Raw genomic sequence first — 25,784 nt, forward strand, 5'->3', positions numbered from 1 at the left:
AGCACCAGCGATCCGAGGCGACTCCACCACGGGCTGGAGGAGCCGGCGGCATTCCACGCGCATACGACGAGCCAGAAGACCCACCAGCCGGAGCTGTCGAAGAAGGATCGCTCCCGGTCCTGCGGCATGCGCTGCCCCCTTTTCCCGGTCAGCGTGATCTTTCCACAGGGTGCGGTGTCCCGGCATGGGCGGAGCAGCAGTCGAGTCGTTCCCGGCGGAGCTTCTCACCGCGGGCGTACCGATGGCTCCCGTCGGCGGCGAGACCAGGCAACGGGGATCGGTCCGGTTCGAGCGGCTGGACGACACCCACACCCGGGTGGAGCTCACGATGGACGTCGAACCCTCCGGCGTGGCCGAGAAGAGCGCGGACAGGCTTGCGCCGAGACCGACCGCCCCAGCTACGGCGCACCTCTTCCCCGCCGGGGCGAGGCGCAGCCCTGTCCGCCACCCGCATCGAGTCGTGGAATTCCAGTCCTCAATTGTCACTGGCATGCCATACGCTGCGTCTTCGGCAGCGTCCATGCACCGTCATCGGTGTGAGGGGGGACGCGCGGCCCGTTCATTTCGCTTCCGCCCGGTGGACACCGGGCTTCTTGTGTGGGGGTGCACATCACTGTGCGCAGGCGCAGCATGTCGATCGCGACGGCACTCGCGGTCATCCTCAGTTCCGCGGCCCTGGCCGCGGGAGCGGCAAGCCCGGCGGCGGCCGACTCCGCGAAAGTCCTTCCGGTGAAGTCGGTCGGCGACATCGTCGTGGACGGCACCCACCAGCGGGTCTACGTCTCCGATCCGACCGGCGGCAAGATCGTCGTCGCCGACTACTCGGGCACCGTGAAGGCGACCCTGACCGGGCTCTCCGGCGTGAGTGGTCTCGCGCTGTCCGCCGACTCCGGACAGGTGTACGCGGCCGTGAAGAACGGCAACCGGATCGTCTCGGTGGAGACGAGGACGTACACCCAGACCGCGAGTTACCCGGTGGGCACGGCCCCCGGCGACCTGGAGGTGGTGGACGGCCGGATCTGGTTCGCCCACGGCACCGACTTCGGTTCGCTCGACGTCTCCGGCGCCGAACCCGTCGTCCGGCTCGCCCAGCGGGGCGACGTCGACTTCTACGGCGCCTTCGGGATGTTCCTGGCCGCCGATCCGGCCGTCCCGGGCGTCCTGGTGGCGGGCAACGGCGGTGATCTCGCCGTGTACGACGTCTCGGCCGACGGGGCCGCGCTGCGGGTCAAGGGCGACATGGACACCGCCGTGAGGCAGCTGGACCTGACGCCCGACGGCGGCCAGGTCCTCACCTCGTGGGCCGGCCCGGGCTACGGCTACGGCCTCGGCGCCTACTCGGCCACCGACCTCACCGAGCAGGCGGGTTACCCCACAGACGCCTACCCGAACGCCGTGCGGGTCGCGCCCGACGGCAGCGTCGCGGGCGGCAGTGACTCCTGGTACGACCCCGACGTCCACATCCACCGGCCCGGTGACCCGGTGCCGGTGCGTGAGTACGACTTCCCCAACACCGGCAACAGCAGCGGCGCCGACACCCTCGTGGACGGGGCGCTCGCCTGGGCACCGGACGCGAGCCGGGTCTTCGCCGTCTCCGTGAACACCTACGGCACGTACACCCTCCGCGCCCTGACCGACCCCACCAAGGAACTGCCCACCCTCAAGGTGTCGGCCCCCACCAAGTCGGAACGGGCCAAGAAGCTCACCGTCACCGGCAAGCTGACCTCGAAGAAGACCCCCGCGGCGGGCACCAGCCTGAAGGTGACCCGCACGGACCTCGAGACGCCGGGCGGCAAGGCACTGGCCGCGGTCAAGACGAAGGCGGACGGCAGCTTCTCCTTCACGGACACCCCGACCGTCGGCGGCAAGGTCACCTACAAGGTCTCCTACGCGGGCGACGCCACCCACGCATCCGCCTCCGGCTCCGACGCGGTGGAGGTCTCGCGCAAGGCGACCGCGCTGAGCCTGAACAACAACGGCAAGCTGTACGCGTACGGCAAGGACGTCACCTTCACCGCGCACCTCGGGACGACGTACAAGAACCGCACCGTCGCGATCTACACGGACCCCTTCGGCTCCGACAAGCCGAAGAAGCTGCTGAAGAAGGCCAAGGTCAACTCCAAGGGCAACCTGTCGGCGACCGTCGACATGACCCGCGACACCACCGTCACCGCGGTCTTCGCCGGCGACGCCCGCTACGCCTCCAAGACCGTCAAGTCCACGGCGTACGCCAAGGCGAAGGTCTCCACCACCGTCTCCAAGCACTACAAGACGGGCAAGATCGGCTCCACGACGTACTACTACTTCCGCAAGAAGACCGACCCGGTGTTCACCACCACGATGAACTACTACACCGGCCGCAAGCAGCGCTTCCAGCTCCAGGTGTACTACCAGGGCTCCTGGTACGACTCGGGCTCCGAGTACTTCGCCCTGGGCACCAACGGCAAGTCGGCCGTGAAACTGGGGGCACCGGGCGAGTCCGGCATCCGCGCCCGCATGCGCTCGTCGTACATCAACGGCTCCTCCGGAGACACCGTCAACTCCACGACGCACGGCGCCTGGAAGTACTTCACCTTCACCAACTGACCTCCTCCGCGGAAGTCACCGCCGGTACGGCCCCCCACTCGACCGGGCCGTACCGGCGGCGTCCTGCCCCACAAGCGAGATCCGGATCCTCCTCGCTTTCGATCCGGTGCGCCGGGCAGTGCTGCTGGTGGCCGGCGACAGGCGCCGCGGCCGCCGCGTTCGGTGCGTACGCCCGTGAACTCGCCCTGGTCCCCGAGGACGCCGTCCTCACCTTGCACCAGGGCGAGGACCTGGGCCGTCCCGGCGAGCTCACGGTGACGCTGCACGCGGGTGACCCGCGTGTCCGCGTCAGCGGCGCAGGAGCCCGCATCGGCCGAAGTGCCGCCCCGGCCGGCTACGCCGTTGTCTTGCTGCACGCCTACAGGGAGCACGACCCCGGTGGCCCGAACGGGGCGAGCTGTCCGGGCAGCCGGCCGAGCGTGGCGATTGTGCCAGCGCGTTGGCGGGGTGCTGCCACCCGTCCGGCCCTCTCACACCTGGCACCGTGAAGCCTGGATGATCAATGGGGTCACACCACCACCGTTGTCATGGGGCGGTGGACGATGGATGAGCCGTGCCCGTATCTGTTCGGTCACGGTAGGGGGCCGGGTTCTCCGCCAGGGCCTGTTCGGGGTCGTGATCCCGGTTCCGCTGCCCGCGCCCGGCGAGCGCGGGCGAGCTGGTAGAACACCCTTGTGGTGCGACGTGAACTGAGCGATGAGGACTGGGAGTTGATCAGACCCCATCTGCCGATCGGGCAGTACGGGCCCTACCCGGAGAATCTGCGCGACCGGTTGGAGGGGGCCGTCCGGCGGTTTCGCACCGGCAGCCCGGGGCGGGAGGTACCGGAGGCGTTCGGCTCCTGGTCCACGGTCTACGACCGGTTCGCCCAGTGGCATGACGCCGGGGTGTTCGCCGCCGGGCCGTTCAGGCATGGATCACGAGCTGCGGGTCCGTTCAGTTGAAGGGAACGGCGTCCGTGGGGGAGGTGTGCCAGTTGGTGACGATCGGGTCCTCGACGGTAATGGTGCCGACCGACAGGGACACCGGGTTGGGGTCGTCGTCACCGACGCCGACGATGATGCTGTCCAGTTCCTTGCCACCGTTTCCGTTGGTGCTTTTCGGGTTCACCCCGGCGTAGGCGGTGGTACTCCCACTCAGCGTGATCTGCTCGCCGACGGCCTGCTCCGCGGGACCCGCCTGGGTGCCGTCGGAACCGAACGCCACGGTCGGAAGCGCGGCCGGCAGGACACAGGTGATCCCCGACTTCGCCTTCGCGATGATCAGGATGTATCCGCCGGCCTGGCTCTCGGACCTGGTGCTCCAGGAGATGTCGTTGGCGCCGCAGCTCTGCCCGACCGGCTCCCGCTCGCCGTTGCCGGTGTCGGCGCCGGAGCCGGCCCCGTCCTCGGTTCCCTGGCCCGTCTCGTCGGAGCCCTTGTCGGTGCCCTGACCACTGCCCGCGGTCGACGAGCCGGACGGGGTGGCCGCATCGCCGGCCGGAGTGGCGGACGAAGAACCCTGCGCGGCGTCGGTGTCCGTGGGCGTGTCCGATTCCTGGCATGCCGTCATCAGCATGGTGCCGGCCACGAGGGCTGCGGAGACGAGGAAGGCCTTGCGACGGTTGCCGGACATGAGATCCCCTTGGTGATCGGTGGTCGAGGCCGAAGCGGTTTCGGCTTCTCGGCGCTTGCTCGATCTCTATGAGGGGGCTGCGGGCCGAAGGGATCCCGGCGTCTTCGTTCCAGGACACCGCTGTCGCAGACCGGTGACATGATCTCGAAATGGAGAACCCGGGCCTGCCGCCGACCACAGTGGTCAGCGGCAGGCCCGGGTTTTCCACGGTGTTGGAGCCCCTGTCGGGTTCGAACCGACGACCTACCGCTTCCCACCCGATCGCTCTGGCCAACAGAGCCAGGACCGAGGCCGTGGGCTGGGCTGGACGGGACCGTCGCCCACGGACGGGACGCGCCTGACCGTACGACTCGGCCGGCTGGACGCCACGACGGTAACGATCTACGGCTGGAGCAGTGCCGCCCGGCGGAACCCCACGTCCGCCGGGCCGCACAGCGGCTCAGCTCCCGAGCCGCACCGGCAGCGTCGAGGAACTGTTCGAGAACAGGGACGGCACCGCCACGAGGTCGTCCGGATCGACGGCCAACGACAGATCCGGGTACCGCTCGAACACCGCGGGAAGGGCCAGTGCCGCCTCCAGACGCGCCAGTGGTGCGCCGAGGCAGAAGTGCGGACCGTTACTGAAGGCCAGGTGCCTGCGCTGCTCCCGGGCGATGTCGAAGCGGTCGGCGTCCTCGCCGTGCTGGGCCGTATCACGTCCGACCGCGCTGAACGGAGCCATGATCGCCTCGCCCTTCGGGATGCGCACTCCGGCGATCTCGACATCCTCCAGTGGATAGCGGAACGGGAAGTTGCCGATCGGAGCATCCCAGCGCAGCGTCTCCTCCACCACGTTCGCCCAGGTTTCCGCGTCCCCCCGTACGGCGATCTCCCGCTGGTCGGGATGGGTCAGCAGCGCGCGTACCGCATTGGTGATCAGGCTCAGCGTGGTTTCCTGTCCCGCCGAGAGCATGAGCAACAGCGTGCCGACCAGCTCCTCCTCGCTCAGCGCGTCCGGGTCGGCGGCACGGGCCGCGATCAGCGCGCTGGTGAGGTCGTCACCCGGCTCACGCCTACGGCCCTCGACCACCCGCGCCAGCAGCTCGTACTGCTCGATCTGGCTCGCCCGGACCTCCTCGGGCCGCAGATCGGAGCGGAAGATGTTGTCCATCAGCTCCTGCAGACGAGGACGCTCGTCGGCCGGCACCCCGAACAGTTCGCAGATGACCTGCATGGGCACGGGGTGCGCGAAGTGCCGGCGGAGGTCGACGCTGCCGTCGGCCGCGGCGTGCGACGGCAGGTCGTCCAGCAACTGCCCCACGATCTGCTGGATACGGGGACGCAGGTCCTGTACCCGGCGCGGAGTGAACGTCTGGGTGACGAGTTTGCGCAGGCGGCGGTGCTCCTGGCCGTCCGAAGTCACCATGTTGGTGACCTTCACCATGCCGATGAGCGGCCAGCCGTCCGTTATCTCATCCCGGATGATGGCGTTCCAGTTGCGCCAGTCCTTGCTGAAACGAGCGTCGGTGACCATGTCGTTCAGCAGGGCGTGGTCGGTCACCGACCAGGCCATCACCTCCCCGGGCAGCCGGACCCGAACCACGGGGCCCAGCTCGCGGAGTCTGGCGGCCTCGCCGTGATGGTCCTTTCCCTGCGGATCCAGAGTGACGACAGGTATGTGCCCCTCGGCGGAGAAGTTCGTGGATGACGTCATGCTGGGCTGCTCCTTGTCTTAAGGACCCGCCGCCGTGCGGGGGTCTTTTCGAATGTGAGGGTTCGAGGATTCACGGCCCCGTGCCGGTGGGTACGCGGGCCGGTACGCGGGCCGCGGAGAACACCGTGGGCAGTGCCACCGGCACCCTGGTCCAGGGAGAGGGGCGCCAGGCCAGCTCGTCCGCGGGAACGGCGAGTCTCATGTCCGGCAGCAGATGCAGAGCGGTCTGCACCGCGGTACGGGTGATCAGCCGTGCGGGCACCTGCGCGGGACACACATGCGGACCCGCGGAGAAGGCCAGATGCGAGCGGTTGCCCCACCCGTCGTCCGGACCGTCCTGTCGAACCTCCGGATCGTCGTTCGCGGCGGCGAGCCCGAGGATGAGGCAGTCGCCGCGGCGGATGAGCCGGCCTCCCAGCTCGGTGTCGTGGAGCGCGTACCGGGCGGGCATGTTGTTCATGGGCGGATCGCGCCACAGTGCCTCGTCGAGGGCGTCGTCCACGCCGAGCCGTCCGCCGTGCAGCCGGGCGGCGAACCGCAGGTCCGTGAGCATGAGGCGGAGTGTGTGGGATATCCACGCCGTGACCGTCTCATTGCCCGCGGAGATCATCACGACGATCGACTGCAGCCGCTCCGCCTCATTGTGCAGATCCGGGTGGTTGATGAAGACCGTGGTCATGTCGTCGGCCGGATTCCGCCGGCGCTCGCGCACCGTGTCGAGAAGGATCTGCTCGAAGTCGCGGTTACCCGCCTGGGAGCCGTCCGCGCTGCCGAACAGGGCGATGAGCGCGTCGAGCAGTTCGCGGCCCTCCTCACCGTTCAGGCCGAACAGCGAGGCGAGGGAGAGCATCGGGACGATCGTGGCGTACTCGTTGACCAGATCGGCGCTGCCGTGCTCGGAGAACGCCGCGATCAGATCCGTGCACAGCGCCTCCACCTCACGACGTACCCTGCGCTGGTCCATCCGCGCGATGCCGTCGTCAAGAGGCTTACGCAGGCGCCGGTGCTCGGGGCCGTCGGCCCCGATGACGTTGGCACGCCAGCCCATCATCGGCAGGAGTCCCGAATGCGGCGCAACGATCCCCTCGTTGAGATCGCGCCAGTTGCGGGCGTCGCGGGAGTACAGCTGCTCCTGCCGGGTGATGGTCAGCATCTCCCGGTACCCCGTCACCAGCCAGGCGGACACACCCGGCTCCAGCTCGACCTTCGCGACGCTGCCCCACTTCTCGCGGAGGCCGCGGTACACCGCACGCGGGTCGGAGGAGCCGACCACGGCGGCAAGCGGAACCGGACCGCTGCCGTGGTGGGCGTGCGCCGGGCACTCCGGCGGCGGCAGCATGCTCATGAGGCGGCCCCCGCGGCCCCCGCGGCCCGCGCCGCGCTCATGCCCGACACGTGTTGCACCAGGGTGATCAGGGCATCGACCGATGAGGTCTGGTGGCGGGCGTCGCAGGTCACGATGGGTGTTTCCGGGAGCAGATCGAGTGCGCCGCGCAGCTCCTCCTCGGAGTACAGCTCGCTGTCCGGGAACTGATTGATCGCCACCGCGAACGGGAGTCCCCGGACCTCCAGTTGCTCCAGGACGTCGAAGCTGTCCTCCAGTCTGCGGGTGTCGATCAGCACGAGCACCCCCAGCGCGCCCTCGGCCAACCCCTCCCACAGATCCCAGAACCGCCGCTGCCCCGGGGTGCCGAACAGATACATGACCAGCCGGGAGCTGAGCGTGATACGGCCGAAGTCCATGGCGACGGTGGTGGTCGTCTTGCCGTCCAGACCGGCCAGTTCGTCGACGCCCACACTCGCTTCCGTCATGACCTCCTCCGTGCGCAGCGGTTCGATCTCGCTGACGGACCCGACGAACGTCGTCTTGCCCACGCCGAACGCGCCCACGACGAGGAGCTTGACGGCCTGCTGCACCGTGTCGGGCAAATAGCGGTCAGCGGAGCCGACGGAGACCATCCAGTACCTCCTGTAGCAGTTGCATGTCGGGCTGTGCGGCCCGTGGAACACCGGAGCGCGCGGACAGATGCCCACTGTCGACGAGGTCGGACGCCAGCACCTTCACCAGACTGACGGGCAGCTGGAGATGGGCAGCGGCCTCCACCAGCGACAGGAGCTGCGCGCACATCCGTACGAGGGCGGTCTCCTCCCTGGTGGCGGAGAGGGGGAGGGGGCGGGGAGGGTCGACCGCGACCAGGAGCGTTTCGACGCCGATGGTGTTGCGGGAGGGCCGGGAGCGCCCCTTGGTTATCACGTACGGGCGTAACGCACCGTCCGTGAAACCCTCTCCCGGCCCGCTCACGCGGAGCCCTGGCGCGGCGGGCTGCTGAGGTTGCGCGCGCCGATCTTCATCACCTGCGCCTGCATCTGCCGCGCGACGAGCTTGGGGTCGACCACCGGTCCCGTCACCACGGCGAGATGCGCGCCGTTGGCACTGCGCATGAACAGGAAACCCCCGTTGAACTCCACCATCTGCTGGTGCACGGCGCCGCCGTCCTCACCGAACTCCCGCCCGAGACCACGGCCGAGCGACTGAAGTCCCGAACAGGTCGCCGACAGCCGGTCGGCGGAGTCACGGTCCATGCCCTCCGAGTTGGCCAGCAGCAGACCGTCGGAACTGAAGACGATCGCCAGCCGTACGCCGGGCACTGCGGCGACCTCGGAGATCATCCAGCCGCGCTGGTCCGGGTTCTCCACGTAATTCATGCTCACATCTGTCCTTCCGAGGAACCGGGGTTGGGGGAGGGGTGGTGTGGGGGGCGTACGAGGTGCGATCCGGAGGCACGGATCAGGACGGCGGGGGAGCGGATCCGGTCGAGGGGGGCGTGGTCCGGCCGCCCTCGAAGAACTGCTCCATCCAGTCGCCCGCGTCCTCCGGCGAACCCGGCGGAGTGACAGCGGTCGGCGCCTCCTCCACCGCGGGAACGTATCCGTCACGCCGCGACCGGCGCTGGGGCAGCCGGCGGTGACGGGCGCCCGGGACACGCGCGGCGGGCGGGGACGGCTCGGCCGGCGGGGCGGGCTCGGCGGCGGGCTCCGGGGCCGGTAGGGGAACGGCGTGATCAGGAACGACGTGATCGGGGGCGGCGGCCGGCGGGGACGCGGGGGAGGGCGCGGCGGCCGGCGGCGTCGGCGCCGGTGGAGCAGGCGGCTGTGCGGGGAGCACGCGCCCGCCGGGCGCCCCGGCGGGCGCGAGAGTCTTCAGGAGTTCGAGAGGCACCAGGATCACCGCACGGACGCCACCGTACGGTGACGGGCCGAGGTCGACGCCGAAGCCATGACGGTGCGCGAAGCGGCCGACCACCGCGAAACCGGTCTGCGGGATCTCGCCGATATCTCCGACGCCCAGAAGGCGGCGGCCCGAGACGATCTCGCGCGCCTCGGCCATCCGGTACTCGTCCAGGCCCAGGCCGCCGTCATCCACCTCGATGACCGCGCCGCGCTGCACCGTGCGCACGGTGACCGGCACGCCGGTCCTCGGCGGTGAGTACTCGGTCGCGTTGGCGAGCAGCTCCGAGACGAGGTGGATCAGAGGTTCGACCACCGACGCGGTGATGCCGACATCGGGATCGCCGGTCACCTCGACACGTTTGAACGAGACGATCCGGCCCGAAGCGGCGCGCACCACGTCGACCAGCGCCAGTGGCTTCTGCCACTGCTGGCCCGGCCACTCCCCGCACAGCACCTTGAGACTCTGGGCGTGCCTGGCCTGCTGCGTCGCCGCGTGGTCCACCTGCATCGTGGCCTCGAGCAGGTCCGAGTCGCCGGGGTGACGCTCCGCCACACCCGTGATCGTGGCCTGGATCCGGTGCGCCGAGGTCTGAACCCGGCTCGCCAGCTCCACCAGCGCGATGCGCTGCGACTCCTCACGGTCGTTGATCGCCTCGGACACCTCCGAGAGCAGCCGGTCGAACCACTTGGAGAGCTCCACCACCAGCGGCTCCCCGCTCTCCGGGGACGAGGGAACCTCGTTCCTGCCAAGAGCGGCGGGAAGCCGCTTCGCCACGAGGAATTCCGCTTCCTGGAGGGCCGCACCGGATTGCTTGCGCACGTATGTGTGCCAGTCGGCATCGCGGCGCGCGGCCTCCGCCTTCCGCTCACGCATCTCGGTGTGCAGGCGTGCTGCCTCCGCCGCGCCTGCCCGGTGCTGTCCGCGCAGGCGGACGAGGCAGCCGAGGGCCAGAAGGGAAACGGCCGCATGGACCACGGCCGCAGCCACGCCGATGCCGGCGACGGGCACCACGGCCGCTGAGAACGCGAGGAACGTGAGCACGAGAGCCACTGCCCAGAGGGCGCTGCCCCCTCGGGGTGTGACAGTGGACGCGGGGGAACGAGCCATGGAAAACCTTTGAGTCGGCGGTAAGTCGATGCCCGGTGGACGTGAGGCGTAGGACATCAAGAGATGTGCGGTGGGGAGAGGACCGGGCGAGCGGCAGCACGGGGGCGCGAAGCCCCGGACGCACCGTCGGCATGGCCGGGGTCAGGCATCGTCTTCATGGAGAAGCACTTCTGCACCAGAGGCTGTTCGAAGATCGTATCTTCGATTCACTTCAACGGGGGCGTTGCGTTCTGTGAACCGGCTTTTCCTGATTTCCAGTTGGGTGCGCCGACCCACAGGTCACCGGCGCGGGAGCCCTGTTGAGCGGGCCGGGCAAGGGAAGGGGTGCGGTGAAGGGCACCGGTCGACAGGCCGTCAGACGGTGCGGTGTCTCCCTGCATTGATTCCTGACGGGGGCTCCCTCAACACGCGGAACTTGACAGGGGACGACTTCCAAGCGAACCGAACGCTCACTCAAGGGATGCGGAGTCCGGCTCCGGGTATCGAGGTCAGGGTCTGCGAAAGCGGGTGGGTTTCTCCCAGCAGTTCGCTGTTTTCCTCCGCGCGGTTTCGGATATCCGATATCGGCTCCATACCGTCCTTCAGGCTCTCCGGCACGTGAGGGAGAGGTGAAGGTTCAGCGCGGATGCTGGGTCGGGTGAGAAGTTTGAGGTGAGCATGATGGCTGTCGCCCGGCGGTGGAAAGGTCGCCGGCGTCTCGGCCGAATTCCTCCCACGGACGCCGGTCGGTCACTCCCCCACTCCATCAGACCCGGGGCGGACCACGGGGACGCCTACCGGCTGCTGCCCGTCCCCGCGGCCTGACAGGCCGACTTCCCCGGACCCCGCGGTGGGCCCCGCGGTGGGCCCCGCGGCCGGTCCTGTGCCGTCCGATGCCCGCCCGCCTCGGAAGCGGTCACCATCGGGTGAGCAACAGATGGTTGAGGAGCAGGGCGAGCAGTGCCTGGGCGGTGAGCCAAGCGCGGACGGGGGTCCCCCCTGCTCGTGGGGGTCCCCCCTGTTCGAGCAAAGTCGAGAACTTGGGGGAGGAGCCGAGACCTTGAGGGAGGGTGAGGAACGCGCAGGCCGGGAGCAACCACAGCGTGAAGGGCAACCAGATGCGTTCCGTCTCCGCCTTGCTCATGCCGGACAGGTCGGCGACCAGCAGGGCGAGGAGGGCGGCGGACACGAGGAGTGCGAGGCGGGCCTCGGCTGCCCGCTCGGGGGCGCCGCGGCGGTGGCGGACGAGCACCGCACCGGTCCGCCGCAGGCCCGCCGCCGTCGCCAGGCCCGTGACGAGCACCGTGCAGGCGAGGTTGGCCCACACCCAGTAGCCGTAGGGACGGATGCCGCCCACGCCCTGGTAGTAGCGCGTGACCAGCAGGTGGTAGGCCTCCCACCAGTTGAACCCGGCGAGCGTGAACGCCGTCGGGACCACCGCCAGTCCGGCGAGCAGGGGCACCAGCAGGGCGGGGCGCCCCCGGATCCCGTGTCGGCCGAGCACCATGACCGCCGCCGCGATCAGTGCGACGAGCGTGAGGCCGTACGACAGGTAGCAGGACAGGCCGAACAGCAGCCCGGACGCCCCCGCCCACCACAGAGACCGTCCGGTGACCGCCAGTGCGAGCAGCGTCACCGCCCACGCCGCCACCGCCGCGAAGTACGCGTCGGCCGAGGTGCCCATCCACACGGCGGCCGGGGCCAGGACGAGGAAGGGTGCCGCCCTTCGCGCGAGTGCCTCGTCGGCCAGGGCGCGGATCGTGACCAGCACGGCCGCGCAGGCCGTCGCCCCGACGGTGATGCACCACACCCCGGCCCAGCCCCCGCCCCGCAGCCCGATCCGGTCGAGCAGGACGAAGGTGAGCGCGGCCGCGGGCGGGTGGCCGGCGATGTGGGCGGGCCAGTGGTCGGGGGAGCCGAGCAGGATGTGCTGGGTGAAGTCCCGCAGCGCCGCCGGGATGTCCTGGAAACGGTCGATGACCTGGAGGTACTCGTGGGGGGTGGTGAGCCGGACGGCGATGCCCCGGTGCCAGCCGTCGACCAGGGCGAGGGAGTAGGTCCACGCCATGGCCGTGCCCCACGTCAGGGGGACCAGGGCCCGCCAGGGGAGACGGGCCGCGAAGGCGGGACCGTACGCCACGGTGGCGATCGCCACCAGGACGGCCGCCGGAGTGCCGGGGCCGAGGTGGGGGCCCCAGGACGCCAGCAGCGGGGGCCAGTCGGCGAACAGCGTACGGCTGGTCCCCTGGATGTGGCGGCCGACCAGCACGGCCGCCGTCACGAGCAGCACGGCGGCCCCGGCGGCGTACAGGTCACGGCTCGGGCCGCGGGGCACGCCGGAGTGCGTGGCACCGGGCTCGGCGGAGGGCGGAGGACGGATCACACCGGAACGCTAGGCCGCGCGGCCGGTCACGGACCGCTGTCCGGGCCTGATGTCGGCGTTTCGTCATGGGTTGCGCACCTTTCACCGGGTGGTTCCGGCCTACCGTCGGGACATGCGCGACCCCGACGCTCCACGGCTTCCCTCCTCGCCCGGCTTCTGGCGCAGCCCCCTGCGCGGCCCCTGGTTCACCTCGGTGCTGGGCCTCGCCCTGCTCGTCGGCATCACCGTGCTGTTCGTGACGGGCCTGGTCTCGTACGCCGCTTACAACCCCGGCCTGTCGCCGGTGAACGACAAGACACCGGACAAGGGGATCCTCGGCTTCTACCTCTTCGCCTGGCCGACGAACCCGCACTGGCTGTACCGGCTCAACCAGGGCGTCCACGTCACCCTCGGCATCACCCTGATCCCCGTCCTGCTCGCCAAGCTGTGGTCCGTGGTGCCGAGGCTGTTCGCGCTGCCGCCGGCCCGCTCGCTCGCGCACGCCCTGGAGCGGATCTCGCTGCTGCTCCTGGTGGGCGGCGCACTGTTCCAGTTCGTGACCGGCGTGCTCAACATCCAGCTCGACTACGTCTTCCCCGGCTCCTTCTACCCGCTGCACTTCTACGGAGCGTGGGTGTTCTTCGCCGCGTTCGTCGTCCACGTGCTGCTGAGGATGCCCAAGGCGCTGCGCAATCTGAGGCACCTGCGGGAGGAGCGGAACGACCTGGTGACTCCGCGCCCCGCCGAGCCGACCGTCTCCCGGCGGGGAGCCCTGTGGTTCGTCGGGGGCGGCTCGCTGCTGCTGTTCGCCACCACGGTGGGGCAGAACTTCGACGGTCCGCTGCGGCGCACCGCCCTCCTCGCACCGCGCGGCGGCGGCGATCCCGGCAGTGGCCCGAACGGCTTCCAGATCAACAAGACCGCCGCGTACGCCGGGATCGACGCGGCGGAGACGGGCCAGGACGCGTGGCGGCTCGTCGTCACGGGACGCACGGGCACCGTCCGCCTCCGCCGGGACGAGCTGCTCCGGCTGCCCCTGCACAGCGCGGCGTTGCCCATCGCCTGCGTGGAGGGCTGGTCGACGTCGGACCAGTGGTGGCGCGGGGTGCGGCTGCGCGACCTCGCGGCGCTCGTCGGGTACGACGACGACCCGCCGGACGTGTTCGTCGAGTCCCTCCAGCGGAGCGGCGCCTTCCGGGAAGCCGCCCTGCGCGCCAACCAGGTGGCCGACCCGCGTTCCCTGCTCGCCCTGTACGTCAACGGCGAGGAGCTGTCCCCCGACCACGGCCACCCGGCGCGGATCATCGTGCCCGCCGCGCCCGGTGTGCTCAACACCAAGTGGGTGGCCCGGATGACGTTCGGAGACCTGTGATGCTTCCACGGCTTCCACGGCTTCCACGGCTTCCACGGCTTCCGCGGCTTCCACGCGTTCCGATCGGCAGTCCCCTGCAACTCCTTCTTCTGGCCTGCTCGTTCGCGCTCGCCGCCTACGCGGGTGTGCGGCTGCTCGCGGACGACTGGTTCGGCGTGGCGCTGTGGTTCGTGGGGGTGGCGCTGCTGCACGACCTCGTGCTGCTGCCCTTGTACGCGGTAGCGGACCGGGCGTCCGTACGAGGGCTCGGCGCGATCCGGCGCCGGGAGTGGGTGCCGTACGTACGCGTGCCGGCGGCCCTCTCCGGGCTGCTCCTTCTGGTGTGGTTCCCGCTGATCAGCGGCAGGGTGGAGCGGCGCTACCGGCTCGGCACCGGGCTGCCGGCGGACGTGTTCCTCGCCCGCTGGCTGCTGATCACCGCCGTCCTCTTCGGCGGCTCGGCGCTGCTGCTGGTGCTGCGGCTGCGGCGGCTGCGGCTGCGCAGGGCGGCGAAGCACCGTCCGCCGGCCGTCCACTGACCGGCCGGTTCCCAGCCCTGTGCGTGCCGGAGCAGCACCCGTGTGCCGGAGCAGCACCCGTGTGCCGAGCCGCGCCCGTGTGCCGAGCCGCGCCCAGGGGAAGAAGGCGTCGGTTCCGCCGCTGTCGGTGAGGGGCGGGGTGCGGCCGGGGGCGGAGTCGGCTCCGCGACGGGTCAGGGGCCTGGCGGGGAGCCCGGCCGGCCTGCCGGTGGAAAGTCCGGCCCGGGGTTCGGCCAGGGGTTCGGCCCGGGGTCCGGCCCGGGGTCCGGCCCGGGGTCCGGCTCCGTGGCCGGCGGCGAGTCGCCCCCGGTGACCGGCCGCGCATCCGGCCCCGCGACCGCCGTGCACCGGGCCAGCTGTGCGGCGAAGCGGCCGTGCGGGGCCAGGGCGGCGACGGCGTGGGCGTCGGCAGCGGTGTCGACGTCGCGCAGGGGCGGCAGGTCGCGCACCCGCAGGCCGGCGGTGAGGAGCCGGTTCCGTTGGGCCGCTCCCGTCCCCGAGGTCGACATGGGCACGCCCCGCAGCAGGGCGGGATCGGGGTGCGCCAGACCGAGGGCCCAGAAACCGCCGTCCTCGGCCGGGCCGAAGTGGGCGTCGCAGTCGGTGAAGTCCACGGTGAGCAGCTCCGGCGTCACCTGCGGGGTGTCCATGCCGATGAGCAGGGCCGGGCCGTCGCAGTGCGCGAAGGCGGCCGCCAGCCGCTCGTCCAGCCCGCCCGCGCACTGCGGTACGACGTCGAAGCCGGGCGGCAGCCAGGGGCCGGGGGCGCCGTCCAGGACGAGGACGCGCCGGGAGGCGGGCGTGGCCGCCACGGCGTGCAGGGTGTCCGCGAGGGCCGCCTCGGCCAGCTCCGCCGCCTGACCGGGCGTGAACGGCGGGGTGAGCCGGGTCTTGACCCGGCCAGGCCGCGGCTCCTTGGCGATGACGAGGAGCGTGGTCAACGGACGGTTCCTCCCTCGTGCGCGGGGGGTTCGCGCAGCACGCGCCTCATGTCCCGTACGGTCTGCCAGGTGCCGCGCCAGGTGCCCGTCACCTTCGACGCTCCGGTGCGCGGCAGGTACGGCACGTCGTGCTCGGCGATCCGCCAGCCGGCGTCGGCCGCGCGGACGACCATCTGGAGCGGATAGCCGCTGCGCCGGTCGGTGAGGCCGAGGGCGAGCAGGGGTGCGCGGCGGGCGGCGCGCAAGGGACCGAGGTCGTGCAGGCGCAGCCCGGTGCGGCGGCGCAGCATCCGTGCGAGGGCGAGGTTGCCGGCGCGGGCGTGCGCGGGCCACGCGCCCCGGCCCCGCGGACGCCGTCGGCCGAGCACCAGGTCGGCCTCGTCGTCCCGGACTTCGCGGACGAAGGGGACGAGGAGCGACGGGTCGAGGGAGGCGTCGCCGTCGCAGAAGCACACCACGTCGGCGGTGGCGGCGGTCAGTCCGGCGTGGCAGGCGGCGCCGAAGCCCCGGCGTGGCTCGTGCACGACGGTCGCGCCGTACGCGCGGGCGACCTCGGCCGAGCCGTCGGTGGAACCGTTGTCGACGACGAGGGCGCGCCAGCCCGGCGGGATCCGTTCGAGCACCCAGGGAAGGGCCTCGGCCTCGTTCAGGCAGGGCAGCACCACGTCGACGTCCGGAGGGGTCGTCGTCACGGGGTCACCCTACAAATGCGAATCGGGCATACCGGGCTTTCGCTCCTCATGAAACGCGGACATCCAAAGCCGGGGCGTTACTCGGGCGCGCACCGGCGACGGCGCGCACCGGCGACGGCGCGGTCCCATGCCCCGGCGCGGTCCTATGCCCCTCGCATTCCGGCCCGCGCGAACTCCGCCATGCCTTCCTCGAAACCGACCTCCGGCTTCCACCTCAGCCCGGCCCGCAGCCGCGACGAGTCCGCGGTGATGTGCCGTACGTCCCCGAGCCGGTACTCGCCGGTGACGACCGGCTCGGGCCCGCCGTACGCGGTGGCCAGCGCCCGCGCCATCTTGCCGACGGTGTGCGGTTCACCGCTGCCGGTGTTGTACGCCGTGAGCACACCTCCGGCGGCCTCCGCCTCCAGCGCCACCGCGTTGGCCGCCGCCACGTCCCGGACATGCACGAAGTCCCTCAGCTGCCGCCCGTCCTCGAACACGCGCGGTGCTTCGCCCCGGGCGAGCGCCGAGCGGAAGAAGGAGGCGACACCGGCGTACGGGGTGTCGCGGGGCATTCCGGGCCCGTACACGTTGTGATAACGCAGCGACACCGCCGACCCGCCGGTGCAGCGGGCCCAGGCGGCGGCCAGGTGCTCCTGGGCGAGTTTGGTCGCCGCGTACACGTTCCGGGGATCGGCCGGGACGTCCTCGCCGACCGGGCGGGGGGAGAGGCCGTCCCCGCACACCGGGCAGGTGGGCTCGAACCGGCCCGCTTCGAGGTCGGCGACGGCACGCGGCCCGGGCCGTACGACTCCGTGCCGCCGGCACTCGTACCGCCCCTCCCCGTAGACGACCATCGACCCGGCCAGGACGAGACGCCCGACGCCGGCCTCCGCCATGGCGGCGAGCAGCACGGCGGTGCCCAGGTCGTTGCGCGAGACGTACTCCGCCGCGTCGGCGACCCCGTTGCCGAGCCCGACCATCGCGGCCTGGTGGCACACGGCGTCCGCACCGGACAGGGCACGGCCGACGGCTGCCGGGTCCCGCACGTCGGCGCCGGGATCCTCCCGCACGTCGAACACGAGCGGCTCGTGTCCGCGCTCCCGGAGCGCGGCGACGACATGGGACCCGATGAACCCGGCACCGCCGGTGACCAGTACGCGCATACGGCCACGCTAGGTCCGCGCCGGCGCCGCACCACGGGACCGCGCCCGTAGGCCATGACTTCGTCAGGCATGCGGAGGAGGTGTGCGCGGGTGCGTCGAACCAGGGCAAACCGGAAATCGTGCGAGAGGCTGCCGCCCATGACAGCCTCACCCTTCACCGAGACCCCGTACCGCTACGACGACCTGACCGCCCTCTACTTCAACTGCACCCTCAAACCGTCCCCGCAGCTCAGCCACACCCAGGGCCTGATCGACAAGAGCCGGGCCGTCATGGACGCCGCCGGCGTGACCACGGACCTGATCCGCGCCGTGGACCAGGACATCGCACCCGGCGTCCACCCGGACATGACCGAGCACGGCTTCGCCACCGACGCCTGGCCCGAGCTGTACGAGAAGGTGATGGCCGCCGACATCCTCGTGCTCGCCGGCCCGATCTGGCTGGGCGACAACAGCTCCGTCACCAAGCGGGTCGTCGAGCGTCTCTACGCCTGCTCCTCGCTGCTCAACTCCCAGGGGCAGTACGCCTACTACGGCCGCGTCGGCGGCTGTCTGATCACCGGCAACGAGGACGGCGTGAAGCACTGCGCCATGAACGTCCTCTACAGCCTCCAGCACCTCGGCTACACGATCCCGCCCCAGGCGGACGCCGGCTGGATCGGCGCGGCCGGCCCCGGGCCGTCGTACCTCGACCCCGGCTCAGGGGGCCCGGAGAACGACTTCACCAACCGCAACACCACCTTCATGACCTGGAACCTGATGCACCTCGCCGCCCTGCTGAAGGGCGCCGGAGGCATCCCCGCCCACGGCAACCAGCGCTCGCAGTGGGACGCCGGCTGCCGCCCGGGCGCGGACAACCCCGAGCACCGCTGACCGGTCCCCGGCGGACGCGAAGGTTTCGTCATCCGCCGGGCAGCCCGGGACGACCGCTCCGTCCGTCGAACGGGAGTCGGACGAGCGACTCACAGAAGGCGGACAGCGCAGGAGGCGGACGGTACAGGGGGCGGGCGGTACAGGCGGGGACGACCGAAGCGGCCGACGTCGGACGAGTCGTGGGAACTGATCACTCCAGTGCTTCCCGTAGGCGCTGCCGCAGCCCAGCCGGACGACTCCGAGCAGGTGGCGCTGACCCATGCCAGTGGAGGCTGTTGGCTTCCGTGGCGGAGATGAGCCGGTTCGATGTCCTCGCCGAGGAACACGGCGGCCAAGGGAGGGGGTGGCCGGACAGGGGTCCCCGGACTACTGGGTCCGGGAGGTCGAATGGCTCCGCGCTCCCCCTCGGCCACCCCAGGCCGGTGGCCAAGGCTTCCACGGAACAGCCGAACGCCCGGCCCTCTGGGTTCATTTGCCGGGTTCTGGCCCATACCACTGGAGCGCCTGGCCTGTGACGGCGGCGATGCATTCGAAGTCCCGGTCGCGATGGAGGAGAGTCAGTCCCTGTAACTCGGCCGTGGCCGCCACCACGAGGTCGACGGCTCCGGCACTGCGGTGCTGTCCGCGCTGGGTGAGGGTCTCCTGGACCTGCCAGGCGCGGTCGTAGGCGCGGTCGTCGACCGGCACCCAGCCGAAGAGCAGGCGCAGATTCTCGATGCCTTGTGCACGGTCGGCGGCGGAACACGCGCTGTAGAAGAACTCCAGCTCGGTGATGGGGCACGTGGCGATGAGTCCGGCTGCCACCGCCTGGTCCCATCCGTATTGCTCGGCGTCGCCGCGCAACAGCCGGGCGAGTGCGCTGGTGTCGATCAGAAACTGAGCGGCGTTCACCGACGGTAGTTCCCCTTGTCCTCAAGGAGATCGAGATCGAAGGAGCCCTCGGCCGCCGCCGCCCGCAGGCGGGTGAGGGCCAGGGCCCGCCGCCGGTTCTCCAACACCTCGCGCAGGGCGGTGTTCACCGTCTCCTTCTTGGTGCTGGTGCCGAGGGCCTTGGCCACGTCGGCGACCAGCTGATCGTCGAGGTCTATTACGGTGCGAGTCATTGATGCACCTCCATGGATATATTGAGTGCCGTCAAGTATATACGAGGACGTTGCTCCTGCCGGGTGGTGACCGCGGCCGGACGCCGGTGCTCCCGTGCCCGGCTCCCGTGATCGGTTGCCTTGGGCGTCACGAAATTGGGCACGACCTTGCCCCGGTGGCATCCGTCGGCGTCCGCAGGTCGGCGGAGACCGTGTGGGGGGCGGGTGCCGTGAGGAACTGTTCGGCAGACGTTGCGTATGCGATTCTCCGAGGCGGCCCGTGGCCGGTCCGGGACCGCTCAGTGCCTGCTGGCCGATGGTTGACAGTGACCAGGCGCTGACGTCCAGAGCTATCAGCTTGGGAAGCTGCGATCGCTTGCGACCGGATCAGGCGCTGACCCGGGAGAATCGCTGAGCTGCGGCCTCGTCGGCGGCGCTTGCTTCCACCGTGATTCCCGGCTGTTCCCCGCTCGATCCGGTGCGGCTGTGGTGCGGGGTGAGCATCGCGCCAGTGGCCGGGGCCATGGAGGTCGAGTGCACTGTCAGTGCTCATGGCCCCGGTCTTGGACGCGCGGTCGGCTTCAGAGGTGTTCAGCTACGAAGAGCAGATGTGTCCCCGCCTCCGGGGTTCACGTGCCGGGGGCGCGAAAGGCGACCTGTCGGCGGGCGGCCTCGTCGATCTCGTCGAGGGTGAGGAGAGGGGTGGCCCGGGTGTGGAGGGCTCCGCCGGCCTTGACCGTGAGGCTGACGGCGGCCATGGAGACCGGGTCGGGGAAGTCGACGATGAGCACGATGTCGTCTTCCCCAAAGGCGAAGTACATGGCCTCGACCTGCCCGCCGAGGCCGGTGACGACCTGGTCGACAGCGGCGCGACGGCCGCTCGCGCCTTCCTTGAGCAGCCCCTTGGTGCCCTCGGGCGTGTAGGTGGCCTGGATGAGGAACTTCGGCATAGGGATGCTTCCTGCCCATCGCTTGTCGGGTGTGCAAGGGACTTCCCGCTGTCACACCGGCCGCTACTCGCGGACGGCTAAATTCACTCGTTGGAACCCGAGCCTCTTTCCACTGACCGCTGCCGAGGAGCTGCGAGGTGCCGAGCTTTCGCTGCTCAGCTCACTGAACACGCCATGACGCGTCACACGGCCGCAACGCCAAGGCCGCGCGGAAGTGACGCGAGAAGCTTCGGGCCGTCATTCATCAACAGACCAGGCCCACCCAGAGCCCCCTACCAGCGGAGAATCGCAGGTAGCGGCTCACCACATAGAACACGGTGTAAAGCCGTGGAGCCGACCGCCCCAGCCGCGACGTACCTCTTCTCTGGGATCAGGCGGCTGGTTGCTGTGCGCGCGGCACGGGCGCGGCCGGGCTGGAGCGGGCGGAGACAGGAGCGCAGGGCCGGCCGGGGGCGGGGCGCTCGGTGAGCGGGGCGAGCTGCCTTGAACCAGTGGAGAAAGTTGTAACTCAGTTCGTGGTGTGGGATCGGACGCTTCCCGCTTTGGTGGTCAGGTGCCCCGGCGAGCCATGAGCGCCGGGATCGTGTTGATCTTCTCCGCCGTGAGGGCCGACCAGTCGACTCCTGATGGGCGATGGGGGTTCGGGCAGGTGATGGTCTTGTCGGGGGTCACGATCAGGTCGACGCCGACATCGTGCTCGGTGGTGGGGATCGGGGTCTCGACCACCTGGAGTGCGTGGACGGTGGTGACGACGATGGTCTCCGGCGTCACCAGACCGGCCTCGGTGAGTAGGGCGAACTCGATGTCGGAGTAGCCGGCGCCCTTGCCGATGCGGGCGCCGTCGCGGTTGACGGCGACGCTGCCGAGGACGATCAGGTCCAGGGGGCGAAGGGCGTCCACCTCAACGGTGGGGGCGATCGTGGCAGCGGTACGGCTGGCTGCGGCCTCGGTGGGTGGGACGGTGAGGGTGGCCGGGTCGAGGAGGTAGAAGGGCTTGGGGGTGGCCAACTTCGGGACCGCCATGTAGACGGTTTTTCCCTCCTCCAGGGCCCTCGCCCGGACCGGGAGTTGGGCCTTGTCCGGTACGGCTTTGACGACGCTCGCGCGCTGCCAGGCCGGGAGCCCCGCGAGTCGGGCCGCGGCTTCCTCGGCGCCCTTGAAGTGGGGGATGCGGCCGTGGACGGAGAGGTCGTGGACGGCGTCCGCGGCGGTCAGGGCATCCCAGACCTGCGTGCGTACCGCTTGCTTGGCGCGGTCCAGGGAGTTGGCTGCCATCGGTGTCTCCTTCTCTCTCCTACGCTGCCGTCATCAAGCTGAGCAGTCTGTCGTGGACCTCTGCGACGAGGGGTTCCTGTCGCCAGGGGTGCAGTTCGCGGGCGGCTCCGAAGACGATGTTCATGCCTCCGCCTCCGCGTGTGGTCTCCAGTTCGGCGATGGCTTCGGTGAGGCTGGCCACTCCCGCCTCGACATCGCGTTGACGGATACGGGCGAGCGTAAGGTTCCCCAGCACGATCGCGCGTGACTTTCGCCTGTCTCGTAGCTTCTCCGCCGTGCTGGTCAGCAGGGTTTCGGCCCGTCGGTGGTCTCCGAGGGAGAGGTAGCAGGAGCCTGCGAGGCGCCCGAACTGGGTTGGTGACACCAGGTCGGCGGCGGCGTCGCTGCCGTCCGCGTGGGCGAGTTGGCGTTCTGCGCTGGAGAGCGCGCGTTCGCAGTCCGAGGTCGACCGCAGTATGGCGTGTGCCTCGGCGACATGCAGGAGTGCCAGCCCGGTCAGGGCGGGACTCGTGCGCTCGGCGGTTTCGGCTGCCTGCTCCGCGAGCGCGAGCCCGGCCTGCGCGTCGCGGGCGCCGTACAGCGCGACGTAGCAGGTGCGCAGTAAGGCGTGGGCTTCGAGCGTGGTGTCCCGTAGGTGGCGGGCGAGGTCGGCGCTCTGCTCGTAGTAGGTCTTCGCGGTGGTGTGGTCGCGGCGCTGGGAGGCGTCCCAGACCAACTGCCCCCGACAGCACGACTTCTTCGCCCCGGATTATCGGCTGGAAGTGCTCCCTGTGGCATCCGGGCCAGGGACCCCCAGGCTACGGGGTCACCACGCAGCCGGCGCATCACACCGTGCCCCCTCCCGGCTCAGTGTCAGGCCGGCGCCATAGTCAGCGCCAAGCCCATCGAAGAGTTCCTGCGCTTCGCGGGTCTGGAGGACGTCGACGATGACTGGGTGCGGCAGTCCGGGCTGATCGAGTGGCGTGAGGGCGGCCCGGATGTGTGGGAGCACTGAACGCGTTGTTCCGCGACGCAGTCATACGCGGGAGGTTGCGCCCCGCCCTCGTTCGAGCTCATTCGGCTGCGCACCTTGTGCATGTTTCGAATGTTACGCCCAGGATTAGCCTCGTAATGTGTTGCCTCATGAAGGTGAAGGGCTATGCCGACGTATGTCACGTTGCTGAACTGGACCGATCAAGGGGTCCGAAACTACAAGGACACCGCGAAGCGCGCCGAGACCTTCGCCTCAGCAGTACAGAAGCTCGGGGCGAAGCTCCTGAACATCTACTGGACCGTCGGCCCGTACGACCTCGTGGCTGTTGTTGAGGCGCCCGACGACGAAACCGCCACCGCGGCGCTCCTGCAGCTCGGCGGAGTGGGCAACGTCCGTACCACGACTCTGCGGGCCTTTGGCCAGGAGGAGATGGATCGCATCATCGCCAAGGCCGCTGACTGAGGGCATGTCAGACCCGCAGACGGAAGGCCTCGGACCATGATCGGTCCGGGGTCTTTTGGCTGGTGCCCCCGGCTCCGGGGGGCGGCACGCGCAGATCGCCATGACGGAGGAGGTCCACGCCGAGCTCGGCAAGCTGTCCGAAGCGATGGGCGGCAGCGGCACCGAGCAGTCGGAGCCCGCTGCTGCACGCCCCCGAAACGCGAGAGGCCCCGGATCTCGCCGGGGCCTCTCCTCTGTGTGCACTCGGCAGGATTCGAACCTGCGTCTCATCTCGGAGCCGGCGGGTATGGTGCAGCCGCGATCAAGTATTGGGCTCGGGGAGGGGCTTTGGGAGCGAAGACGGGTCTGCCCCTGTACTCCGACGACGACGTGCCGGACCAATTGCGACGGGTGGGGTCGGTGGACCTGGTGCGGACGACAGGTGAGAGCAGCACTCGTCGTCGCTGCGTGGCGGCTGTTTCGGCCCGCGCGCGGCTCGTCGCGATGGCGGCCGTGTCCTTGGTGGCTGGAGGTTGCGGCGTGCTGGACGATCCGGTCAAGGACCGATGGGAGTCCAGAACTGAGTTTTCAAGCTGTGGCGAGGTGAGCTTGGCTCAGGGTGAGGAGATGCAGGAGCAGGCGGTTCGGGAAATCGCTTGCCTCCGGCGAGCCCTCAAGAGCGGTGAGGGCGCAGAACTGAAGGTGGCTTTTCCCACTGTGGAGGGTGACCCGATTCGCGAGTACTACCGCCTGACGCCGCAAGCCACGCTTGAGGTGTACACCGACAGCGCGGATGACCGCTACTCGGACCAGAAGTGGTCGTTCGCTGAGTGCTACACCCCGGAATGGTTGGCTGAGATTTCCTGCGATCAATGACCAGGCCAACGCGATGAGGTCGTCCATGGCCTCCTGCCAACCGACTGGAATGCGCATCAGACGCTTTTGTCGACCGTGGTTTTCCGTCTCTACGGGCACGCGGAGGGCACGGAACCTCGAGAGGGGAGAGGCCGGCGTTGCTGACGGTGCAACCGCGCATGGGCTGCCTCGTACGGAGACCAGCTGTTGATGTGACGTTGCAGCTGCATACGAGTGGCCCAGCTGGGGTATCGCGGAGGCACTGTCAGAGAAGTATGTCCAAGTCTCACGACGCTCGAAGTGTCCGCGCAAAGTCACGACGACCGCGTAGTTCGGCGAGGAGCCGTACGGGGCGCTGCTCGTCGCCGAGGTCACGTGTGACAGCTCGGTCACCGAGGTTGACCGCGCTGGAAAGCTCGCGACGGACGGCGACTCTGTGTGTCCCGCTCGATTGCGCCGTGCGGCCGATGAGCTTTCCCGGCCGCCGGTCGGACGGGTGGATCAGCGCAGTCCGGCGAAGAGATCGTTCTCGGGTACGGCGGCGCCGGTGGCGTCCTTGACACGTACGAAGGTCTCCTTGCCCATCAACTCACCGAACTTCTCCTTGCCCATCTTGAGGAAGAAGATGTTCTCGCCCTGACTGGCGTGCGCGGCCAGCGCATCGAACTTCTGACTGCTGAACGCGGTGGTGTCCACCCACGTGGTGATCTCATCGTCAGGGAGGCCGATCTCAGCCATCGCGGCGGCCTCGGCAGGATCCGGCTCCGGCATGTCCTCATGAAACTCGCGCATGATTTCGCCGAACCGCTGCATCCCCGAGCGGGGCATCGTGGTCCAGTACACCTTCGGTGTCAGCGTGGTCATCTCCAGCGCCGCCATCGTGATGCGGTGGGCCTGGATGTGGTCGGGGTGACCGTAGAAGCCGTTCTCGTCGTAGGTGACGACCACATCGGGTCGGTAGTGCCGCATGAGTTCCGCAAGCCGGGCGGCGCCTTCCTCGACGGGGGTCTGCCAGAAGGATCCGGGGGCGTCGTTGCTCGGCCAGCCCATCATCCCGGAGTCGGCGTAGTCCAGCATCTCCAGCTCGCTGACCTTCAGGACGTCACAGCTCGCCTCGAGTTCTTGACGGCGCATCAAGGCGACGGCCGCCGGATCATGCCCGGGATCGCCCGGCTTGACACCCCCCGGCCCGTCACCGCAACCGCCGTCGGTACACGTCACGAGAACCGTGCGGATGCCTTCCGCCGCGTACCGCGCGAGGACCCCTCCGGTTCCGGTGGCCTCGTCGTCGGGGTGGGCGTGTACTGCCATGAGCGTCAAGGGCCGGTCAGTCATGAAACAGTCCTTCTGCAGAGATACGTCTTGGTCCAAGTAGCGCGGCGGGCGTACCGCGATTCTGGGGCCCGGATCCTGGTGGGGCGGACGACCTTGTGGTCTCGGTGTCCCCCGCCCGCGCGGCGCCGGCGCCTCGGTCGATGCAACAGCGCCGCCCGGACCGGCTGTTCCCGGCACGGCCGCTTGGCCCACACGTCGGCGTTTCAACGCGAACGAGATACAGACGCGACCCGCACATCTCAGCGCCACGTCGGATCCGACTTCCATCCGGCACCGGCGTATGTGCTGCATCACCGCATCCTGCGGGGCCGATCGTCTCGGCTCGGGGCAGGCGAGACAGCACGCCGGCAGAGGGTGTGGTCGGGCATGGTGGTGGCATCGGCGGGCAGGTCGGCCAGGCGGCGCAGCCGCCACACCAGCACGTCACTGATCGAGTCGGCGGTGCCCAGCTCCCGCCGTTCGGCAGCCTCCGCCGGATCGTGGCCGGCGCTCTCCGTGTCGGTGAGGGTGGCTGCGAGGGCCTACCAGCCTGGCTCGGTCAGGCGCCGGATCTGGCGGGCGACCGCTTCCGCCACGTAGCCGGAAGCGTTGCCCGTGAGCTTGCGGAGCTCCGTCACCTGGTTGCTGGGCAGGGTGACGGTGATGCGAGTCGTTGAGGACATACGGCAAGCATGCTGGAGTATGCGCAGTGAAGTTTCCCCGTGATCATGGACACATTTTCGTTATGCCGCGAGGGCCTGTTCTTGCTGGTAGCGGATGCGG

At 69.9% G+C, this 25,784-nt stretch carries 25 protein-coding genes, 2 tRNA genes and 3 pseudogenes; 9 read left to right on the plus strand and 21 right to left on the minus strand.

Annotation, left to right across the window (positions count from 1 at the left end; genetic code table 11):
• Positions 1-250: 250 nt before the first annotated feature.
• The 4 genes and pseudogenes from ACFPZI_RS23635 to ACFPZI_RS23650 all read left to right on the plus strand — a co-directional run.
• Positions 251-376: pseudogene (locus ACFPZI_RS23635) on the plus strand (SRPBCC family protein); the annotation flags it as partial.
• A gap of 254 nt (positions 377-630) precedes the next feature.
• Entirely contained in the window at positions 631-2,586 is a 1,956-nt protein-coding gene (locus tag ACFPZI_RS23640; protein WP_381366303.1) for a YncE family protein, read from the plus strand.
• A 131-nt stretch (positions 2,587-2,717) separates the two neighbouring features.
• Positions 2,718-2,900, plus strand: a pseudogene (locus tag ACFPZI_RS23645) (PhzF family phenazine biosynthesis protein); the annotation flags it as partial.
• Between the two features lie 363 nt (positions 2,901-3,263).
• Positions 3,264-3,530, plus strand: a complete 267-nt coding sequence (locus tag ACFPZI_RS23650; protein WP_381366306.1) for a transposase — start codon at positions 3,264-3,266, stop codon at positions 3,528-3,530.
• Here the strand turns inward: ACFPZI_RS23650 and ACFPZI_RS23655 are convergent.
• The 9 genes from ACFPZI_RS23655 to ACFPZI_RS23695 all read right to left on the minus strand — a co-directional run bounded on the left by ACFPZI_RS23655 (position 3,523) and on the right by ACFPZI_RS23695 (position 12,594).
• The gene (locus ACFPZI_RS23655) at positions 3,523-4,200 is read right to left on the minus strand and encodes a DUF4232 domain-containing protein (RefSeq protein WP_381366309.1); all 678 of its coding nucleotides are present in this window, start codon (positions 4,198-4,200) and stop codon (positions 3,523-3,525) included. The two genes, ACFPZI_RS23650 and ACFPZI_RS23655, sit on opposite strands and share 8 nt — an antisense overlap.
• A 213-nt stretch (positions 4,201-4,413) precedes the next feature.
• Positions 4,414-4,486, minus strand: a tRNA-Pro gene (locus ACFPZI_RS23660).
• Positions 4,487-4,639: 153 nt separating this feature from the next.
• Positions 4,640-5,893, minus strand: a complete 1,254-nt coding sequence (locus tag ACFPZI_RS23665; protein ID WP_381366312.1) for a cytochrome P450 family protein — start codon at positions 5,891-5,893, stop codon at positions 4,640-4,642.
• A gap of 70 nt (positions 5,894-5,963) precedes the next feature.
• Positions 5,964-7,238, minus strand: coding sequence for a cytochrome P450 (locus tag ACFPZI_RS23670; protein ID WP_381366315.1), 1,275 nt, complete (start codon positions 7,236-7,238; stop codon positions 5,964-5,966).
• Entirely contained in the window at positions 7,235-7,852 is a 618-nt protein-coding gene (locus ACFPZI_RS23675; protein WP_381366318.1) for a GTP-binding protein, read from the minus strand. The genes ACFPZI_RS23670 and ACFPZI_RS23675 overlap by 4 nt, the downstream gene beginning before the upstream one ends.
• Entirely contained in the window at positions 7,830-8,195 is a 366-nt protein-coding gene (locus tag ACFPZI_RS23680) for a DUF742 domain-containing protein (RefSeq protein WP_381366321.1), read from the minus strand. Before ACFPZI_RS23680 ends, ACFPZI_RS23675 begins: the two co-directional genes overlap by 23 nt.
• Positions 8,192-8,599, minus strand: a complete 408-nt coding sequence (locus tag ACFPZI_RS23685) for a roadblock/LC7 domain-containing protein (protein WP_381366324.1) — start codon at positions 8,597-8,599, stop codon at positions 8,192-8,194. The genes ACFPZI_RS23680 and ACFPZI_RS23685 overlap by 4 nt, the downstream gene beginning before the upstream one ends.
• 82 nt (positions 8,600-8,681) lie before the next feature.
• Complete coding sequence (locus tag ACFPZI_RS23690; RefSeq protein ID WP_381366326.1) at positions 8,682-10,175, minus strand: ATP-binding protein; 1,494 nt, start codon at positions 10,173-10,175, stop codon at positions 8,682-8,684.
• Between the two features lie 952 nt (positions 10,176-11,127).
• On the minus strand, positions 11,128-12,594 hold the full coding sequence (locus ACFPZI_RS23695) for a hypothetical protein (protein WP_381366329.1): 1,467 nt from the start codon (positions 12,592-12,594) through the stop codon (positions 11,128-11,130).
• A 112-nt stretch (positions 12,595-12,706) separates the two neighbouring features.
• Here ACFPZI_RS23695 and ACFPZI_RS23700 point away from each other — a divergent pair, with 112 nt between their 5' ends.
• On the plus strand, positions 12,707-13,945 hold the full coding sequence (locus ACFPZI_RS23700) for a molybdopterin-dependent oxidoreductase (protein ID WP_381366332.1): 1,239 nt from the start codon (positions 12,707-12,709) through the stop codon (positions 13,943-13,945).
• Complete coding sequence (locus tag ACFPZI_RS23705; protein WP_381366335.1) at positions 13,945-14,463, plus strand: hypothetical protein; 519 nt, start codon at positions 13,945-13,947, stop codon at positions 14,461-14,463. Before ACFPZI_RS23700 ends, ACFPZI_RS23705 begins: the two co-directional genes overlap by 1 nt.
• 335 nt (positions 14,464-14,798) lie before the next feature.
• On the opposite strand, the pseudogene ACFPZI_RS23710 reads toward ACFPZI_RS23705, so the two are convergent.
• The 3 genes and pseudogenes from ACFPZI_RS23710 to ACFPZI_RS23720 form a co-directional block, all read right to left on the minus strand.
• Positions 14,799-15,404: pseudogene (locus ACFPZI_RS23710) on the minus strand (TIGR04282 family arsenosugar biosynthesis glycosyltransferase); the annotation flags it as partial.
• A complete protein-coding gene (locus tag ACFPZI_RS23715) occupies positions 15,401-16,096 on the minus strand; it encodes a glycosyltransferase family 2 protein (protein WP_381366338.1) in 696 nt (231 codons plus the stop codon). The gene ACFPZI_RS23715 and the pseudogene ACFPZI_RS23710, both read right to left, overlap by 4 nt.
• Before the next feature lie 143 nt (positions 16,097-16,239).
• A complete protein-coding gene (locus ACFPZI_RS23720; RefSeq protein WP_381366341.1) occupies positions 16,240-17,241 on the minus strand; it encodes an NAD-dependent epimerase/dehydratase family protein in 1,002 nt (333 codons plus the stop codon).
• A gap of 138 nt (positions 17,242-17,379) precedes the next feature.
• Between ACFPZI_RS23720 and ACFPZI_RS23725 the strand changes: the two genes are divergently transcribed.
• Entirely contained in the window at positions 17,380-18,111 is a 732-nt protein-coding gene (locus ACFPZI_RS23725) for a flavodoxin family protein (RefSeq protein ID WP_381366343.1), read from the plus strand.
• 468 nt (positions 18,112-18,579) lie between these two features.
• Here ACFPZI_RS23725 and ACFPZI_RS23730 read toward each other — a convergent pair whose 3' ends face one another.
• The 6 genes from ACFPZI_RS23730 to ACFPZI_RS23755 all read right to left on the minus strand — a co-directional run bounded on the left by ACFPZI_RS23730 (position 18,580) and on the right by ACFPZI_RS23755 (position 22,133).
• Positions 18,580-19,002, minus strand: a complete 423-nt coding sequence (locus ACFPZI_RS23730; RefSeq protein WP_381366346.1) for a PIN domain nuclease — start codon at positions 19,000-19,002, stop codon at positions 18,580-18,582.
• Positions 18,999-19,214 (minus strand): type II toxin-antitoxin system VapB family antitoxin, encoded by a 216-nt coding sequence (locus ACFPZI_RS23735; RefSeq protein WP_381204653.1) that lies wholly within the window; start codon positions 19,212-19,214, stop codon positions 18,999-19,001. The genes ACFPZI_RS23730 and ACFPZI_RS23735 overlap by 4 nt, the downstream gene beginning before the upstream one ends.
• A gap of 366 nt (positions 19,215-19,580) precedes the next feature.
• Complete coding sequence (locus ACFPZI_RS23740; RefSeq protein WP_381366349.1) at positions 19,581-19,718, minus strand: hypothetical protein; 138 nt, start codon at positions 19,716-19,718, stop codon at positions 19,581-19,583.
• Between the two features lie 104 nt (positions 19,719-19,822).
• Positions 19,823-20,143 (minus strand): GYD domain-containing protein, encoded by a 321-nt coding sequence (locus ACFPZI_RS23745; protein WP_381366352.1) that lies wholly within the window; start codon positions 20,141-20,143, stop codon positions 19,823-19,825.
• Positions 20,144-20,692: 549 nt separating this feature from the next.
• A complete protein-coding gene (locus ACFPZI_RS23750; RefSeq protein ID WP_381366354.1) occupies positions 20,693-21,418 on the minus strand; it encodes a 5-formyltetrahydrofolate cyclo-ligase in 726 nt (241 codons plus the stop codon).
• 19 nt (positions 21,419-21,437) lie between these two features.
• The gene (locus ACFPZI_RS23755; RefSeq protein ID WP_381366357.1) at positions 21,438-22,133 is read right to left on the minus strand and encodes a transcriptional regulator; all 696 of its coding nucleotides are present in this window, start codon (positions 22,131-22,133) and stop codon (positions 21,438-21,440) included.
• Positions 22,134-22,556: 423 nt separating this feature from the next.
• Here ACFPZI_RS23755 and ACFPZI_RS23760 point away from each other — a divergent pair, with 423 nt between their 5' ends.
• Positions 22,557-22,853 carry a GYD domain-containing protein gene (locus tag ACFPZI_RS23760; RefSeq protein WP_381366360.1) on the plus strand — a complete coding sequence of 99 codons (297 nt, stop codon included), beginning with the start codon at positions 22,557-22,559 and terminating at the stop codon, positions 22,851-22,853.
• A 238-nt stretch (positions 22,854-23,091) separates the two neighbouring features.
• On the opposite strand, the gene ACFPZI_RS23765 is transcribed toward ACFPZI_RS23760, so the two are convergent.
• Positions 23,092-23,226 (minus strand) — tRNA-OTHER (locus ACFPZI_RS23765).
• Between ACFPZI_RS23765 and ACFPZI_RS23770 the strand changes: the two genes are divergently transcribed.
• On the plus strand, positions 23,181-23,708 hold the full coding sequence (locus ACFPZI_RS23770) for a hypothetical protein (RefSeq protein WP_381366362.1): 528 nt from the start codon (positions 23,181-23,183) through the stop codon (positions 23,706-23,708). The genes ACFPZI_RS23765 and ACFPZI_RS23770 overlap by 46 nt on opposite strands.
• Before the next feature lie 480 nt (positions 23,709-24,188).
• Here ACFPZI_RS23770 and ACFPZI_RS23775 read toward each other — a convergent pair whose 3' ends face one another.
• Positions 24,189-25,022, minus strand: coding sequence for a PIG-L family deacetylase (locus ACFPZI_RS23775; RefSeq protein ID WP_381366365.1), 834 nt, complete (start codon positions 25,020-25,022; stop codon positions 24,189-24,191).
• A 521-nt stretch (positions 25,023-25,543) separates the two neighbouring features.
• Positions 25,544-25,684 (minus strand): hypothetical protein, encoded by a 141-nt coding sequence (locus ACFPZI_RS23780; protein ID WP_381366431.1) that lies wholly within the window; start codon positions 25,682-25,684, stop codon positions 25,544-25,546.
• Between the last annotated feature and the right edge of the window lie 100 nt (positions 25,685-25,784).

This window comes from Streptomyces chlorus (assembly GCF_042655885.1).
Classification (GTDB): Bacteria; Actinomycetota; Actinomycetes; order Streptomycetales; family Streptomycetaceae; genus Streptomyces; species Streptomyces chlorus.